The organism is Klebsiella sp. w6, from assembly GCF_033100215.1.
GTDB classification, from domain to species: Bacteria; Pseudomonadota; Gammaproteobacteria; order Enterobacterales; family Enterobacteriaceae; genus Klebsiella; species Klebsiella variicola.
Genome location: NZ_CP136907.1, coordinates 248315 through 263893, shown reverse-complemented (window position 1 = coordinate 263893; position 15579 = coordinate 248315). Strand labels below are relative to the sequence as shown.

The 15579-nt window shown below is 61.3% G+C and carries 8 protein-coding genes; 1 reads left to right on the top strand and 7 read right to left on the bottom strand.

Annotated elements, in window-relative coordinates; translation table 11 throughout:
- Nucleotides 1–13 precede the first annotated feature (13 nt).
- Complete coding sequence (locus R0140_RS01205) at nt 14–2065, bottom strand: AsmA family protein (RefSeq protein ID WP_023340806.1); 2052 nt, start codon at nt 2063–2065, stop codon at nt 14–16.
- Nucleotides 2066–2259: 194 nt separating this feature from the next.
- Between R0140_RS01205 and R0140_RS01200 the strand changes: the two genes are divergently transcribed.
- Nucleotides 2260–3189 (top strand): 2-dehydro-3-deoxygluconokinase, encoded by a 930-nt coding sequence (locus R0140_RS01200; RefSeq protein ID WP_012967094.1) that lies wholly within the window; start codon nt 2260–2262, stop codon nt 3187–3189.
- Between the two features lie 53 nt (nt 3190–3242).
- Here the strand turns inward: R0140_RS01200 and R0140_RS01195 are convergent, their stop codons facing one another.
- The 6 genes from R0140_RS01195 to bcsB all read right to left on the bottom strand — a co-directional run bounded on the left by R0140_RS01195 (nt 3243) and on the right by bcsB (nt 15578).
- Nucleotides 3243–4745, bottom strand: coding sequence for a M16 family metallopeptidase (locus R0140_RS01195; protein WP_008806921.1), 1503 nt, complete (start codon nt 4743–4745; stop codon nt 3243–3245).
- A 220-nt stretch (nt 4746–4965) separates the two neighbouring features.
- Nucleotides 4966–6252: a dicarboxylate/amino acid:cation symporter gene (locus R0140_RS01190; protein ID WP_008806920.1), complete on the bottom strand. Its 1287-nt coding sequence runs from the start codon at nt 6250–6252 to the stop codon at nt 4966–4968.
- A gap of 156 nt (nt 6253–6408) precedes the next feature.
- Nucleotides 6409–8415 carry a biofilm formation regulator HmsP gene (hmsP, locus tag R0140_RS01185; protein WP_016161933.1) on the bottom strand — a complete coding sequence of 669 codons (2007 nt, stop codon included), beginning with the start codon at nt 8413–8415 and terminating at the stop codon, nt 6409–6411.
- A 243-nt stretch (nt 8416–8658) separates the two neighbouring features.
- A complete protein-coding gene (gene bcsC / locus R0140_RS01180; protein ID WP_032740311.1) occupies nt 8659–12138 on the bottom strand; it encodes a cellulose synthase complex outer membrane protein BcsC in 3480 nt (1159 codons plus the stop codon).
- A complete protein-coding gene (bcsZ, locus tag R0140_RS01175) occupies nt 12120–13229 on the bottom strand; it encodes a cellulose synthase complex periplasmic endoglucanase BcsZ (RefSeq protein WP_032740312.1) in 1110 nt (369 codons plus the stop codon). The genes bcsC and bcsZ overlap by 19 nt, the downstream gene beginning before the upstream one ends.
- Before the next feature lie 3 nt (nt 13230–13232).
- A complete protein-coding gene (gene bcsB / locus R0140_RS01170) occupies nt 13233–15578 on the bottom strand; it encodes a cellulose biosynthesis cyclic di-GMP-binding regulatory protein BcsB (protein WP_008806916.1) in 2346 nt (781 codons plus the stop codon).
- Between the last annotated feature and the right edge of the window lies 1 nt (nt 15579).

Sequence of the window (15579 nt, the reverse complement as noted above, 5' to 3'; positions counted from 1 at the left end):
TCAGGGCTCTCCCCTACTTTTTCATCTGCGACAAAATGGTCCGGCACTGGTTGCTATCGCCCTCCGCCGGGGAGATCAGCGCCAGCAGCGCGGCAGCCGGCGTCACCAGGGTCGCCAGCGCCGCCGCTACCGCGCCGCGGACAATCAGCGGCCCGGCCTTCACTCCCGCCTGCGGCGATTTAAAGGTGCCCCGTACATACAGCGGTGAACGCAGGGTGATCACCCGGAAGCCTTTGCTTTCCGGATCGATGGTCAGGTCCAGCTGCTCGGAGGCGAAGCTGGCGGTTCCGGTCACATTGATCAGCGCGTTTTCCGTATCGAAGGCAAAAATCTGCGGCCGGGCGACGCCGTTGGTCACGTCGATATTGGCCGCCGCACAGTTCACCCGAACTTCCTCATCACCAAAAATCTGGCCGATCAGGTAGTTGCCGACGTTAAGACCGAGAATTTCCATCAGGTTACGACTGATCAGGCCGTCGTTCATCAGCAGTTTCAGGTTGCCATTACTGTTGCCGAGCAGGGCCGCCACCGAGTTGCCGCTGCCGCGCAGCTGAACATCGCCATTCATCTCGCCGAGGGTTTTCTGCATCATCTCGACGTTCGGCATCAGCGCCTTCAGCTTCAGGCGTCGCGCCTGCAGATTGGCCTCACCCTGCAGCGGCTTTTTATCGCCCTGCAAGTGTACGCTGCCGGCAATCGACCCGTTGGCCAGGCCAAAGCGCACCGGCTGCAGGCGCAGGTCGCCATCTTCCAGGATCACATGGGTCGACAGATCGCTGATCGGCAGGGTGCCGCCGTGCTCAATTCTCCGGCCCTTAAAGCGTACATCGGCATCCATCACCTGCCATTTATCGGTTTCAAAACGGTCTGCCGGCAGCACTTTACCCGCCGGCTGCGGTCGGTCGCCCGCCTGGCGCGCAGCGCCTTTCTTCGTCCCTTTGCCGGAATCGACGCCGATTAACGGCCCGAGATCCGCCAGCCGCAGCTGCTTCGACTCCATATCGCCGCTGAGTTTCGGCCGCGGTTTGCCGGTGGTATAGGTGAGGGAGCCATGAATGTCGCTATCGCCGATCCGACCATTAAAATCCTGGTAGTCAAAACGCATGCGGTTTTTCTGCTTAAAGTCGGCGCGCAGGCGGCCATCGGTAGAGAACGATGGCGTCTCCGGCAGCAGCACACCGGTCAGGTCGTAGAGATCGCGCAGCGAGTCGCCGGCGAATTTCAGCCGCAGGTCAATACCGCCGACGTTGAGCGGGTCGCTGACCGTGCCGCTGAATGCCACCCGGGTGTTGCCGGAGTGGAAGTCGCCCTGCAGCGGGAAAGGCGTGCTTGCGCTGCGCAGGGCCAGCATGCCGCCGATTTTACCGTTACCGGTGACCGGCTGGTCCTTGTAGCGGCCCTTCAGCGACAGGCCAAAGACGTAATCGCCCACTTTCGCCGCGCTATGCTGATCCTTCGTGCCGGTCACTTCGCTGAACGGCAGCGGTTTGCCGAGGGGATCGACAAGGATGGTGATATCGCTGCGGGTGATCTTGTCATCAATGGCGATAGTCCCGCGGTCAAAGAGAATATTATCGAGGCGAAAGGACCAGCTGGAGGGCGCGCTGTCGCCCGACGTACGCTGATCGCCAGCCAGCTGAAAGGTCCAGTTATTATTGTCTTCCGCCAGGCGGATCAGCCGCACGTCGGGCTGTTCCAGCTTGATCCACGGCAGGTACACCGTTTTGCTCAGCAGCGCCAGCGGGGCGAGGGTCGCCTCCACCCGCGGCAGGTGGATCATGGTCACCTGGGGGATGGCCGGCGGGTTGCCCAGCACGATATCTTCCGCGTGCACATGGGGCCACGGGATCCAGCTGCGCCAGCCGCGCTCGTCCGGCTGCCGCTCCCAGACCACGCCGAGATCGCCGCGGATGGCGAACGGTCGGTTAAGTTCGGCGGACACTTTCTGATTGATCGTCGGCTTCAGCCGGTTCCAGTCAAAGGTGGCCAGCACGATAAAGAAGAGAACGATCAGCAACAGTATCGTTCCTGTGATGATAACCAACGTTTTACGGGTTCTGCTCATCCCTACTCCGCTCCTTTTGCATCACGTCAGTCCTGAATATAGTCAAAACGCGGCGTTTATCCTGGAAATGCGCTTTTCGTCACATTACGCGCGTCAGGTCAAAAAAATAATGGAACGATGTTTTAATATGATTGACCAGCAAAACAGCGCAGCGCACACTAGCGCTTATATCGATTCCATTGCAGGTTCTGGCTATGTCTAAAAAAATTGCCGTTATTGGCGAATGCATGATTGAGCTGTCAGAGAAGAACGGGGCCGTTAACCGCGGCTTTGGCGGCGATACCTTAAACACCTCGGTCTATATCGCGCGGCAGACCGATGCCAGCGCACTGAGCGTCCACTATGTCACCGCGCTGGGAACCGATGCGTTCAGCCAGCAGATGCTCGACAGCTGGCAGCAGGAAAACGTCAACACCGATCTTATCCAGCGGATGGCCGACCGCCTGCCGGGGCTGTATTACATTGAAACCGATGACACCGGCGAGCGCACCTTCTACTACTGGCGCAACGAGGCGGCGGCAAAGTTCTGGCTGGAGAGCGATCGCGCGGCGGCGATTTGCGAAGAGCTGGCCACTTTCGACTATCTCTATCTGAGCGGCATCAGTCTCGCCATTCTCAGCCCGGCCAGCCGCGACAAGCTGTTCACGCTGCTGCGTGAGTGCCGCGCCAACGGCGGCAAGGTGATCTTCGACAACAACTATCGTCCACGCCTGTGGGCCAGCCAGGCGGAGACGCAGCAGGTCTATCAGGAGATGCTTGCCTGCACCGATATCGCGTTTCTGACGCTCGATGATGAAGACGCGCTGTGGGGGGAAAAACCGGTTGCTGAGGTGATCGCCCGCACGCATGCCGCCGGCGTGGAAGAGGTGGTGGTGAAGCGCGGGGCGGATGCCTGCCTGGTCTCGGTTAGCGGGCAACCGCTACAGGAAGTGCCGGCTGTCAGGCTGGCCAAAGAGAAGGTGGTGGATACCACCGCCGCCGGAGACTCCTTCAGCGCCGGCTACCTGGCCGTTCGCCTGACCGGCGGCGATGCTGAATCCGCCGCCAAACGCGGACACCTGACCGCCAGCACGGTGATCCAGTATCGCGGGGCGATCATCCCGCGGGAAGCGATGCCGCAGTAATTCTCCGCAGGAAGCGCTCTCCGGCCGCCGCTGGCGCGCCGGAGAGGCGTTAGTTACTGCCCTGGCGGGATGTCGCTGGCCTCGCTGTGGGCGTCAACTGTATCAGCGCTGCCGCTGACCGCCGCGGCCGCCGGATTCGGCGCCATCAGTTTTTCCCACGTGGCCTGCAGCTCCTTCATGTTGTATTCCGGTTCGCCTTTCGGCTGCTGTAGCACCAGCGCCATATCCTGGGACAGCTGCTGACGCAGGTACTGGTTCAGCATGTCTACCGTCAGGGAGTTGAGGAACTCCTGGCGCAGCTTCTGATACTGCTCCGGCGCGATATCCACCACCTGATTCTGCAGGGAGCGCATGCGCTGGCTCATCAGAATATCGGTGTCAGTGCGCGCATAGGTGGCAAACAGCCTCTGCAGCTCGAGGCTTTTCTGGGCGATAAGCGCGTCAAACTCCTCCTGCGGCAGGCCGTTGTCCCGCACTTTCGCCAGCTCGCGCGAGACCACGCTCAGGTTGTTGTTCAGACGCTCGCCCGGCGATTCGATGTTGATCGCGCACTGCGCGCGCTGATAGAGCACCCGGCAGTCAAAGCCAAGACCAATATCCTTCACGTTATTTTTGCTCAGGCTCTGCTGCACGTGCCAGAACAGCGCTTCGCGGGCGAGGTCGTCGCGCCAGTAGCGCTGCAGCGCCGCGGAGTCGCGGATTGGCTGCCAGGGCGCATCCCACATGATGGACAGTTTGTCCTGACGCACCGCGCTGGTCATGATGCTGACCGGCACGGTAGGCAGTGGCGATAAGGTCGGCACCGCCGCGGGCGTTTCCCGCTTGCCCTTCAGATCGCCGAAGGTTTTGCTGATTTGCTCAGCGACGCTGCGGCTGTCGACGTTACCGACCACAATCAGCGTCATGGCGTCGGGGGTGTACCATTTATGATAAAAGTCTTTCAGCTGCGCCACGTCTATCGGCTGCTTCAGCGGCGCGGCAGGATCATGGCCCAGCATGGTGGACCCTTTCAGGCGGTAGCGCCACCAGCCCTCTTTGGTATCCAGCGGCCACGTCGCCACCATGTCGCTGCCCTGCAGCGCATGATTGATCGATTCAGGCGTAATGGTCAGCTTACCGCTGGCGTCCGCCAGCCAGCTCAGCGCCTCTTTCAGCAGATCGTTGCGGTTATTGGGCAGACTGAGATTAAACATTGTGTAATCGTAGGAGACGATGGCCGGCGGCAGAGGACGCTTCGGGTCAATACTCTGCTGCCATAAAGAGCGCGCCTGCATCGTCGGCAGGCTGCCGCTTTGCGTCAACGCCAGGCGAGGAACAAAGCGGCTGAAACCACTCTGCTGAGTGCTTTCGCTCAGCGAGCCAATATTCACGGACAGACGGACTTCAATACGGTCGCTGGGACGCTGCGGCGTGGCCAGCACCTGCCACGTCAAACCATTCGCTAAGGTCCCTTGTTGCCAGGCCGGATCAGGCTGGAGCGCTTCTGCCTGCACATAACCGGCCGCCGCTACCATCAGCAAACCGCCCGTTAAGAGTTTAATTGTTGTGCCCTGCATGTGAACCCCTGATGAACATTCCTGGTTACAACAGCACCCCACTGACGGGCTGCCGAAAAAAAGTGAGAGTGAAATACGTCGGTTAGACCACACGGAGACGAAAATGTCGCATGACAACGCAAAATAATCATTTCGTGTCATTTCCGCCAAGCGGAAATGACCTCTAATTATGCGCAGGAGCCCGTACTCCAGCAAGGGAGTACGGGCCTAAGAGGAGGATTTAAGAGGATAATTCGTGCGATTTGTTCGCTGGAACACGGTTATTCAGAACATCATCCATCTGTTTGGCATCGAGTTCTTTGACCCATTTAGCCACCACCACCGTAGCGACGCCGTTACCCACCAGGTTGGTCAGCGCACGGGCTTCGGACATAAAGCGGTCGATACCGAGGATCAGCGCCAGGCCCGCCACCGGCAAATGCCCGACGGCGGAGATGGTCGCCGCCAGCACGATGAAGCCGCTGCCGGTCACCCCCGCCGCCCCTTTCGAGGAGAGCAGCAGCACCACCAGCAGGGTGATCTGATGGAAAATATCCATATGGCTGTTGGTCGCCTGGGCGATAAAGACCGCGGCCATCGTCAGGTAGATGGAGGTGCCATCGAGGTTGAACGAATAGCCGGTCGGGATCACGAGGCCCACCACCGATTTGCGGCAGCCCAGCTTCTCCATCTTGTCGAGCATTCTCGGCAGCGCTGATTCTGACGAGGAGGTTCCCAGCACAATCAGCAGCTCCTCACGGATATAGCGGATAAATTTGAAGATGCTGAAGCCGGTAGCCCGGGCGATACTCCCCAGCACCACCACCACGAACAGAATACAGGTGATGTAGAAGCAGATGATCAGCTGCCCCAACTGCACCAGGGTGCCGACGCCATATTTACCGATGGTAAAGGCCATGGCCCCGAAGGCGCCAATCGGCGCCAGGCGCATGATCATATTGATGATGCCGAAGATAACCTGGGAGAAGCTTTCAATGACGTTGAAAATCAGCTGGCCCTTGCTGCCCAGACGGTGCAGGGCAAAACCAAACAGGACGGCGAACAGCAGCACCTGCAGAATGTTGCCGCTGGCGAAGGCGCCAATGACGCTGCCCGGGATCACATCCAGTAAAAAGGCCACCACCCCCTGGTCTTTCGCCTGCTCAGCGTACACCGCCACCGCTTTCGCATCGAGCGTTGACGGGTCGACGTTCATCCCGGCGCCAGGCTGCACCACGTTGACGATAATCAGACCGATAATCAGCGCGATGGTGCTGACCACTTCGAAATAGAGCAGCGCCACCGCCCCGGTACGGCCGACGGCTTTCATGCTTTCCATCCCGGCGATCCCCGTCACGACGGTACAGAAGATAACCGGAGCAATCACCATTTTAATCAGCTTAACGAAGGCGTCGCCGAAGGGTTTCATTTGCGCGCCCAGTTCCGGGTAAAAATGGCCCAGCAGAATACCGATCGCTATGGCCGTCAGAACCTGGACATAGAGGCTTTTAAAGATAGAGGTTTTCATAGGGTGTCCTTTGGGAATAACCACAGAGCAAGAAGGGATATTTGACGTCTGTGGCTTAAAAATAACACCCTGGAAACATTTCAGAAATAACTAACGCCGAAAGTGCAACGCAATTGTTAAAATCTTTGAGCTGACTCGCACAAGTCAACAAAACATTTACAAATTTTCATCCTCACGAACCGGGGAGAGATAGCGCGCGCTGAATGCCTCCAGCGGCAAAGCGCAACCGAACAGATGGCCCTGGAGCACCTCGACGCCCGCGGCTTGCAACCAGCGGTACTGGGCGTCGTTCTCCACCCCTTCCGCCACGATACGCAGCGACAGGCCGCGCGCGAGCTGGATCATCGCCGGCACCATGCTGACATCCTCCGGCAGCATATCGATGAATACTTTATCGATTTTCAGAATATCCACCGGCAGAGCTTTCATCTGCTGCAGCTGGTGCAACCCGGCATAACCCATGCCAAAATCATCCAGCGCAATCTGTACCCCGGCCTCGCGCAGCGGTCGCAACCGCGCCATCACATCCTGCGGATCGTCCATCCGGCAGCTCTCCGTCACCTCGAGGATGAGGGTGCCAGGGGCGATACGGTAGCGGGCGATCAGCTTTAGCATCTCCTCGCCACGGTCGTGTTCCAGCAGCTGGAGCAGGGAAACATTGACCGACAGCGGCAGCATAATCCCCTGGCTTTGCCAGGCCGCCAGCTGGCGGCAGGCCTCTTCCATCACCCAGTAGCCGACCGGGATAATCAGCCCGCAGGACTCAATGCGCTCAATCAGCGACGGTGGTAGCGACCAGCTGCCATCCGCCTGCCGCTGGCGCAGCAGTACTTCGGCGCCGCAGATCTCGCCGCTGGCGCAGGCCACCTGCGGCTGCAGCCAGATAGCGAACTGCTGGTTGTCGAGGGCGGTCATAATGTCGTGCTCTTCCATCAGACGGCGCTGAGCCTTTTCCATCTGCTCGGGATCGAAGAACTCAATCTGGTTTTTGCCTTTACGTCGTGCGGTGACGGCAGCCGACACCGCGCGCCGGTAAAACTGCTCGGCGCTGAGCCCGGCGTGGAACATGGCGATCCCGACGCTGGCGTAGGGCCGCAGCTGCAGCCCATGCAGCGGCAAACGCTCATTAATAATAGTGAGCACTTGCTTACTTAACGTCACCGCCTGCCACGGTTCGGCAAGGCCATCGGCGAGAATCGCGAAGTCATACCCGCTCACCTGAGCCAGCACCATTTGCGGCGGAATGGCGGCTCGCAGCTTCTCCACCAGCGTCAGGAGCAGCATTTCGCGCTGGCTCTCCTTGAGGACCCCGGCGGCATCCTGCAGGGTTTCGCAGGCGACGACGATTAGCGCGGCGCTCTGGGGGCGGGCCACCGTCTGCTCCAGCATCGCCAGCAAAAAGGCTTTATTCGGCAGCTCTGAGACCGGGAAGCGGGTCGACTGGATGGACAGTTCATCATGCTGGCGCACCAGGCTCTGCTGGTTGCGGTTATAGCTGCGCACCAGCATACCGATCTCGTCGTCATGGTGCAGGCGCGGGAGCGTTAGCTGATGGCCGAGACGATCCTGCTGGGAGAGATCGTTCAGCTCGCGGGCGATACGCCGCAGGGGGCGCACCATCAGCCGGTTGATGCACCAGGTAAGCGCCACCGTCAGCATCAGCACCAAAAGTAAGTAAGCCGTCACTAACGTAGCAAGGGCGCTCATGACGAATTTATACATGCGGTATGAATCCGCCTGCAGCACCAGATAGGCCAGCGGCTGGGGATTAGCCGGCCGTTCCAGTGAATAAATAGGCAGCGAAATCTGCACCGGCAGCTCAAACAGCCGGGTGACGGTCACCGGCACCGGCCGCTCGGGGATAAATCGCATCCGCAGCGCCTGGAACTGGTTCGGCAACACCACATCCGCCCGGCTGACGATGCCAGCAGGCTGGATACGGCTTAAAATGGCTTCCGCTTCCGGAATATCGGCTTTCAGAATAGCCGCAGACAGCGGTTCGCGAACGGATCGCGCGATACTTTCTAACTGCGTGGCCGTGGTAAAGCGACTCTGTTGCACAAAGTGAAACAGCAAAATAGTGCAAAAAACCAATACAAAGGCCATGGACACGCTCGCGACCATCGCCATCTGTTTGATTGTAAGTGAACGGCTGACGCGCAACGGTGTTCTCCACTGATACTGAATGCATACCCGGTATCAATCCTTCAATGCCGGTCGTTTCAGGCTGATTATATACTCAAATCCTTCGCCCACGCCCGCGAGGGATGAAGTGACGGGATATTTCCGCGCGGTGGCGCAGACGCCGGGGAAATCGCCCCGGCGGCCGACGGTGGGCAATGCCTCACGAGTATACGCGAAGCGCGTCGTGGAGTGGCGCTCTGTGACGTAATTCAGCCTATTCTGCTACCAGTCGGCGTAGGGCACCAGCGGCTGGGGCGGCATATCCAGATCCCCCTGCCAGCCGGCCGCCGAGTAGCGGACGTAAAGCAGCGCATGGCTCGGGGTGTAATCCTTCGCCTGCTGAATATCGACCGCGGCGCCGACGAACCAGTTGCTGGTCACCCGCCGCTCCACCAGCGCTCTGGCGGTGTAACCGAATCCCTGGCTGCTGCTCCCCTCCTCCGTCAGCTCGCTGGCGCGCTGGCGGTAGTCGGACGGGATCAGGTTCAGCAGCGGATAACGGGCTTGCGTCTGGGTGCGCGAATGGGACCATGACACCGACCCGCCGAGCTCCCAGGACCAGTTCTCGGTACGCTGACGCCAGGTCACCGGCACGGCGAATGAGAGATACTCCTGCGGGCTGTAATAGCCGCCCTGGCCGAGGGTGTAACCGCTGAGATCTTTGTCGTAGTGCCAGATCATATTGTTGAGGCCGACGGTGACGCGACGATTATTCTCGTTGATGACCTTGTAGTAGTACCCGGTCATCCAGCGCACGCGCCAGTTATCCGCCACGTTTTTACCGGTCAGCGAATCGGCCCCCAGCGAGGACCAGATGCCGTGCGCTTCGCCCCGGTCATAGCTGAGGCTCAGGCCGCCGCCGTCGGCGCGGACGCCGCCCCAGGTGGTGCCGGTATGGCTGCTGCTGTCTTTCTGCCCGCCAAAGGAGAGCAGCGAGCTGGAGATGGGGCGCCGGTGGACGTTGACCGTGTACCCCACCGGCCCGACGTCGCTGCTGTAGCTCAGCCCCCCCACCACATCGACGACATTGAAGCCCATCGGGGTGGTGCCGATATCGCCGCTCCAGGTGTCATTCTTCCAGCCGACCGCCACGCTGGCCCCGCTGTCGGTCTGGTTTTTACTGCCGCTGGTACAGGCGATCTCCCCGCAGGTGCCCCAGCTGGGCGAGTAGCTCCCGTCGCTGTGGGTGGAAAAGCTGCCGGCATCCATATTGACCAGATCGGTGCGAAAGAACATCCGGCCATCCGCCAGCGGAGCATCCACCTGCAGCATGGTGGTATGCGCCTTCAGGTCGGAATAGCCGCCGGTGCCGCTGGAACCCCAGAAGTCGTGTTCCAGGGTGACGTTCAGATCCTGCTGGCGATAAAGATCGGCGGCATCGCTACGGATCCCGCGCTTCAGCCAGTCATCCTGGCTGTCGTTGCGCGTCAGCCGCGTAAAGGTATCGTTATTCTGCGGCTGCGCGGGGGCGATGCCGGAGGCCACCATCGCCTCCCGGTAGTGCGTCAGCGCCTGCTGCGGCGCCCCGGTCTGGGTGGCAAAGCGCGCGGCATCGCGCAGCACCAACGCGCTCTCCATCGAGGGCGGCTGCGCCTTCGCCTGCGGCACAATCTGGTTAAAAATCTGTTGGGCATCAGCGGTATCGCCAAGGCCGGCTCGCGCCAGCGCGACCCGACGCTGCATATTCATGGATTCGGTCTCTGCGCCTTTCAACTGCATGACCTGCGCCCGGGCGGCCTGTTTATCGCCCTCGGCCAGGTAGACTTCCGCAAGGCCGAGGCGCGCATCGCCGTTGTCGGCCTCCTGGCGCAGCACCCGCTGATAGTCGGCAATCGCCGTCTGGCTGTCGCCGCGCTGCTGCGCCCAGTCGGCCAGCGTCAGGTCATAGCGCACCGAGTCGGGCTGCTGTTGGATAAGGGCGATCGCCTGCGCTTCGTTACCGCTGTCGCGCAGCTGGTTGGCCTGGCGCAGCACCCGGTCGCTTTGCAAACGCGCTTCGAGCTCACGAATATTATCCGTCCACGCGCTGCGCGGCAGAGCGGCGATTTGCGCCAGGGCCAGATCGTCCTGGTCGTTTCCCGACAGGTAGAGCCCCGAGGCGTAGACCCGTTCAGCATCCTGCGGCTGGCGGTTGACCATCGCCCGCATCAGCGCGTCGGCCTCCTGGCGTTCACCGGCGCTAACCAGATCGCGCGCCAGACGGTAGGTTATCCACACGCTGTCCGGATCCAGCGCCAGGCGCCGACGCTGGACTTCCGCCGCCTGCGCCCAGTTGCCCTGACTTTCCAGGGCCTGCGCCTGTTTCTCCAGCCGGTCGTTGGTCAGACTGCGCTCAATATCATCGATGCTCCGCCGCTGAGCGGGAGGGAGGCCGGCGATCCAGGCGCTGGCTTTCTCCGGCGATTCGGCGCGATAGAGGTTGGCCAGACCGCGCACCGCCAGATTATTACCGCGATCCAGGCGCAACGCCTGCTGGTAATAGCGCTCCGCCGCCGCCGACTCTTTGCGCGCCGCCGCGACGTCCCCCAATCCCAGCACGGCATAACTGTCGGTGCGATCGACCCGCTGCGCCTGGGCATAATAGTGCTGCGCCTGCGAAAGCTGGCCGGCCTTCAGGGCGTTATCCCCCTGCTTGATCAGTAGCCAGTAACGGTTGGTTTGTAGCAGGCTGTCCCATTTGCCGCGGTTCGGGCTGTCGGGGTCCATGGCAATCGCTTTATTGAGCTGCGCCACTGCCCGCGCGCGATCGCCGCGCTGGGAATAGGCCTGGCCGAGGGCGCCCACCGCATCGCTGTCGCGGCTGTCGGCCTGAACGGCTTTCTGCAGATCCGCGACCGCCTGCGAGGCATTCCCGGACTTGACCGCCGCCAGCCCTTCCGAGCGGGCGCGGAAGGTCGGATCCTGCAGCTGCGCCTGCTGCTGGTCGAGCAGAACGCGGGCGTTCGCCGCCACCGAGCCGGTGGGAAACTGCAGGAGAAATTGCTGCAACGCCTGCACGCTGGCCTTGCTCACCGGCATGCTTTTCACTTCACTGAACCACATGTCGGCGGCGATGCCGCGTCCTGAGGCCGAGCGGGCCATCTCCGCCAGATAGGCAAACCCTTCCTGCGGTTTGTTATCGGCAAACATCTGCTTCGCCAGCGAAGTCAGCAGGCTGACGTTGCCCGGCGCGCTGGCGTTCAGCTTTTTCAACTGGCTGACGCCTTCGCTATGGCGAGCGGGCAGGCGCGCCACCAGCGTCCAGTATTCAATGGCGACGTCAACGTCATCCGGCACCCCGCCGTACAGTTTTTCATAGGCGGCGATGGCTTCATCGACCTTCCCGGCCACGCCCAGCAGTCGCGCCTGCTGCAGCGCCTGCCGGCCCTCGCCGGTGTTGCTTTTCATCTCATTGCGCGACGCCTTCAGCTCCGGGGAGTCCGGCGCCAGCTTCGTCAATCGTTCCAGCTCTTTTTGCGCCCCGGCGGCATCCCCCTGACGCAGCAGGTAGCGCATCCGCGCGGCAATCAGATCCGGGTTGTTGGGATCAATCAGCTCCAGGCGGTACAGCGACTGGCGCACCAGGTCTTCACGATTACTGGCCTCGCCAAGGCGGACCTGCTCCAGCAGATGCTCCTGGGCAGGCGTCGTCGCCGCCTGCGCTAACGGCAGCAGCGCCACGCCGAGGGACAGCGTGAGTAAACTTAGTGAGAGCTTGCGCATTCCTGGTTCCAGTCAGGTTGTAATTCGCCACCCGCAGTGAAACGAAAACGGTGTTGATCCCAACCCTGGCCGAACAGCGTCAGAACTGCGCTGTAGTAGGCATCCGCGCCGGGATAGTTATCGGCGACGCGCTGGCGTTGCACCGACCGGGCCTCGTCGTCCTGTAAAAACGGTAGCATCACCGCGGAGAAGCCCACGGGCCCCTGGCCGCTGGTTTTGCCGGTGGCGATATTCACTTTCTCCGGGGGCACCCCCTGCTCCGTGGTCTGCGCCGCCATCGGCGCGAAGCGTTGCAGCAGTCGCGCTTTCTGCTTATCGCCATCATGGAGCATGCCCACCCACAGGTAGACGCGAATCGCGTCATAGCTGCCGATCAGCGGCTTTTCGGTTTTCAGCTGCCAGCCTTTCCCTTTCTCATAGCGCACCCAGTCCGGGGTAAAGCCTTTCGGCGCGGTCTCCAGCAGCAGGCGCAGGTTGCTGTCGCGCAGGGCAGGCCACGGCGCGCCAAAACGCACAAAGTAGGTGGCCAGCTGCGGCGGAAGATAGCTGGGGTTAAACCGCCAGCCGCTGTCATCGGCAAAACCGACTTTTCCCGGCAGCAGCATCGTGCCAAGGCCGGGTACCGCCACCGTCTCTTCCTCGACAATCCGCGCCAGCAGCGCTTTTCCGGTCTCGGTGTACTGCGGCTGCTGCCACAGGCGGCCCGCCTCCAGCAGCGCCCAGGCTATCCACAGATCCGAGTCGGACGCCGAATTGCTGTCCAGCAGGGTCCACTGCTCATCGTCCTTTTTGCCCCACAGCCAGCCCGGCAGATGTTGTCGCAGGTCGCCTTCCGCCAGGTTGTTCTGCGTCCAGGTCAGCAGTTTGTCGAACCCCGCGCGATCGTTGGCGGCCAGGGCGAAAAACAGGCCATAGCTCTGTCCTTCCGAGGTGGAGATTTTGCGCGCATCGCTGGGGTCAATCACCCGTCCCTCAGGGCTGACGTACGCTTTTTTAAACTGCTCCCAGGCGGGCCACTGGCAGGCGGCGCTCGCCGGGCCCGCCGCCAGCAGCAGCGCGGAGAGCACCGCGCCACAAAGTACTTTCATCATGGTTTATTCATCATCCAGGCTAAGACGGCGGCGACTGATGATGCGCAGCATGCGCCACAGCACCCACGCCAGCAGCACAATACTGATAGCGGCGAAGATCGCCAGCAGTATCGGGTGGTTAGAGAGCGCGAACCAGATGCGCTCGAACCAGGGCAGATGACCCACGTAGTAGATATCCCCTACCCGCAGACTGTTGACGCCGGACTCGCGGATCACCGCTACCGAGCCAAACATTGCTGCCCGCTTACCGCTGTCGTTGAGGGCGTTGGTCAGCAGTTCATTACCGCGCGGGCTGTCGGCCAGCAGGGCCACCACGCTGCGCTGATCGTTATACGGCGACTGGAAGCCAATCACCGCCGCCATCGGCCCGGAAGAGGTAATGTCGGTGCGGGTATTGGGCGTGCGGGCATCGTCATCGGGATAAATGCTCGCCAGGTCATAGTGGCGCATCGGCATTTTCACCCAGCTTTTGGTCGCCTCGACCAGCAGGTTGATTTTGGTGTCGTCCTTGAGGGACGACGGGATCGCGCCGATCAGCAGCAGATCCGCATCTTTGTTCTTGATCTGGTTGCCATCGTCGGTCATCTGCAGATTAATCGCCGCCAGACCGGTCTGCGAACCGATACCGCCCAGCGCCTGCAGCAGCGTCGCCACCTGGCCCTGGGTCGGCGCTTTCGGCACCACCACCAGCGTGTCGGAGAGGTCGGCCATACGGCTGTAAGGGAAGCCCGCATTGGCAAAGACGCGCAGGTCCGGCAGGGCGATAAAGTGATAATACTTCGAGAAGTCGATGGTCGAATCGTCGCCAATCACCACATGGTTCTGCACCGGCTGGAAGGTAATACAGTTGTCGATGGAGCCGCCCGGCATCGGGTTCATGTACTGGAAGTCAAAGCGCAGCTGGTTGACCGCCCCGAGACGCAGCGCGGGGATGGTGACCTCTGATTTGCCGTCCAGCAGCCCCTGCAGCACCGGCAGGCGCAGGATCAGTTTGTTCACGTCCTGAGCGCTGTTCAGGCTGAACGACTGCAGGAACTGGTCGTTGAGGCTGATATCCATCCGCGAACTGTCCTTCACCGGCGGCATGGTGTAGCGATATTTCAGATCCATATCGATGCCGTTGGCCCGCAGCAGATAGAGATCCGGCGGCAGATTAAGCGCCACGGTGATGGCATCCGGCACCAGCCCGCTGGACTGCAGCTGTTGCTCATAGGTTTTCAGCTCAGCGAAGGTGACCGAGCGGTCGGTGCGCACCCAGTTCGGTGCGTCGTAAGGCTGACGCGGCTGCAGGGTTTTGATGCCGTCCACGGTGACGCTGCTGCCGCGGAACAGAATATTGCCCTGGGCAATCCCCTTCGCTGCCAGCAGCAGGTCGTTATCATCGCGGCCGAAAATTACCAGCAGCTTGACGTAAGGATCGTTCGGGTTGTCGATCATTTCGATGGTCGGCGCCTTGACCGGCGGATGATCGCGCAGGAAGTCCGGGCGCTTGTCGTTGGTGGCGAAGACGATGGCGTTACGATCCGGCAGTTCGTTGAAATAGACCGGGAACTGCTGGCCGCGCCAGCCGGCCTTGCTGCCGAACCAGGAGGCGACAATCGCCGCCGCCTGCTGCTGGGCCACCGCTGGCGAGCCCGGGAAAATCATCGGTAGCGTCAGCGGGCGGTTATCGCGCGGATCGTAGAACGGCACCGGGAAGTGTGACAGATCGTTATGCACCTTCAGCGACTGGTAGGTGAGATCCAGATAGCTTTCGCGCCCGACGTCCAGCCACAGCGTGCTGCTGGCGGGGTTTTCGCAGACATCGCGGTAGTGACCGACAAACTCCAGCCGTACGCGGTTGAAGTCGGTGATGTACAGCGGGTCAATCGGCAACTGCGCGCGGATCTTTTTCCCCAGCTGCTCTTTGGTCACGGGCAGGACGCCCATCAGCTCATCGTTGAGATAGACTTTCAGCTGCGACTGCACGGGCAGCAGCGAAGGCGATGGGGTGTATTCCAGGTTGAGCAGCGCGTTGGCAACCAGCTCATCGCTGCGCATGCCGAATTCGACCGACGCGTCAGGCCGTGAGCCGCGCAGCACGATGCTGCCGGGCGGCGGCGCGATGGTGGCAAAAGTCAGTTTCACCTCCCGCTGCGGGACGTTCTCGGCCACCGCCGCCGGGGCGGTCGGTTCGGCAAGGGCCGCCGTTGGCTCGCCCACCACGATCGGCGCGCCCGGGGTCGCTACCTGCGGCTGAACGCCAGGGGCGGCGTTCGCCACGACGGCCGGCGCCGCATAAGAGGCCAGCGGATACCAGCTGCACATGCCCACCGCTACTGCACACATCCAGGAAAGTTTTCTTTTCATC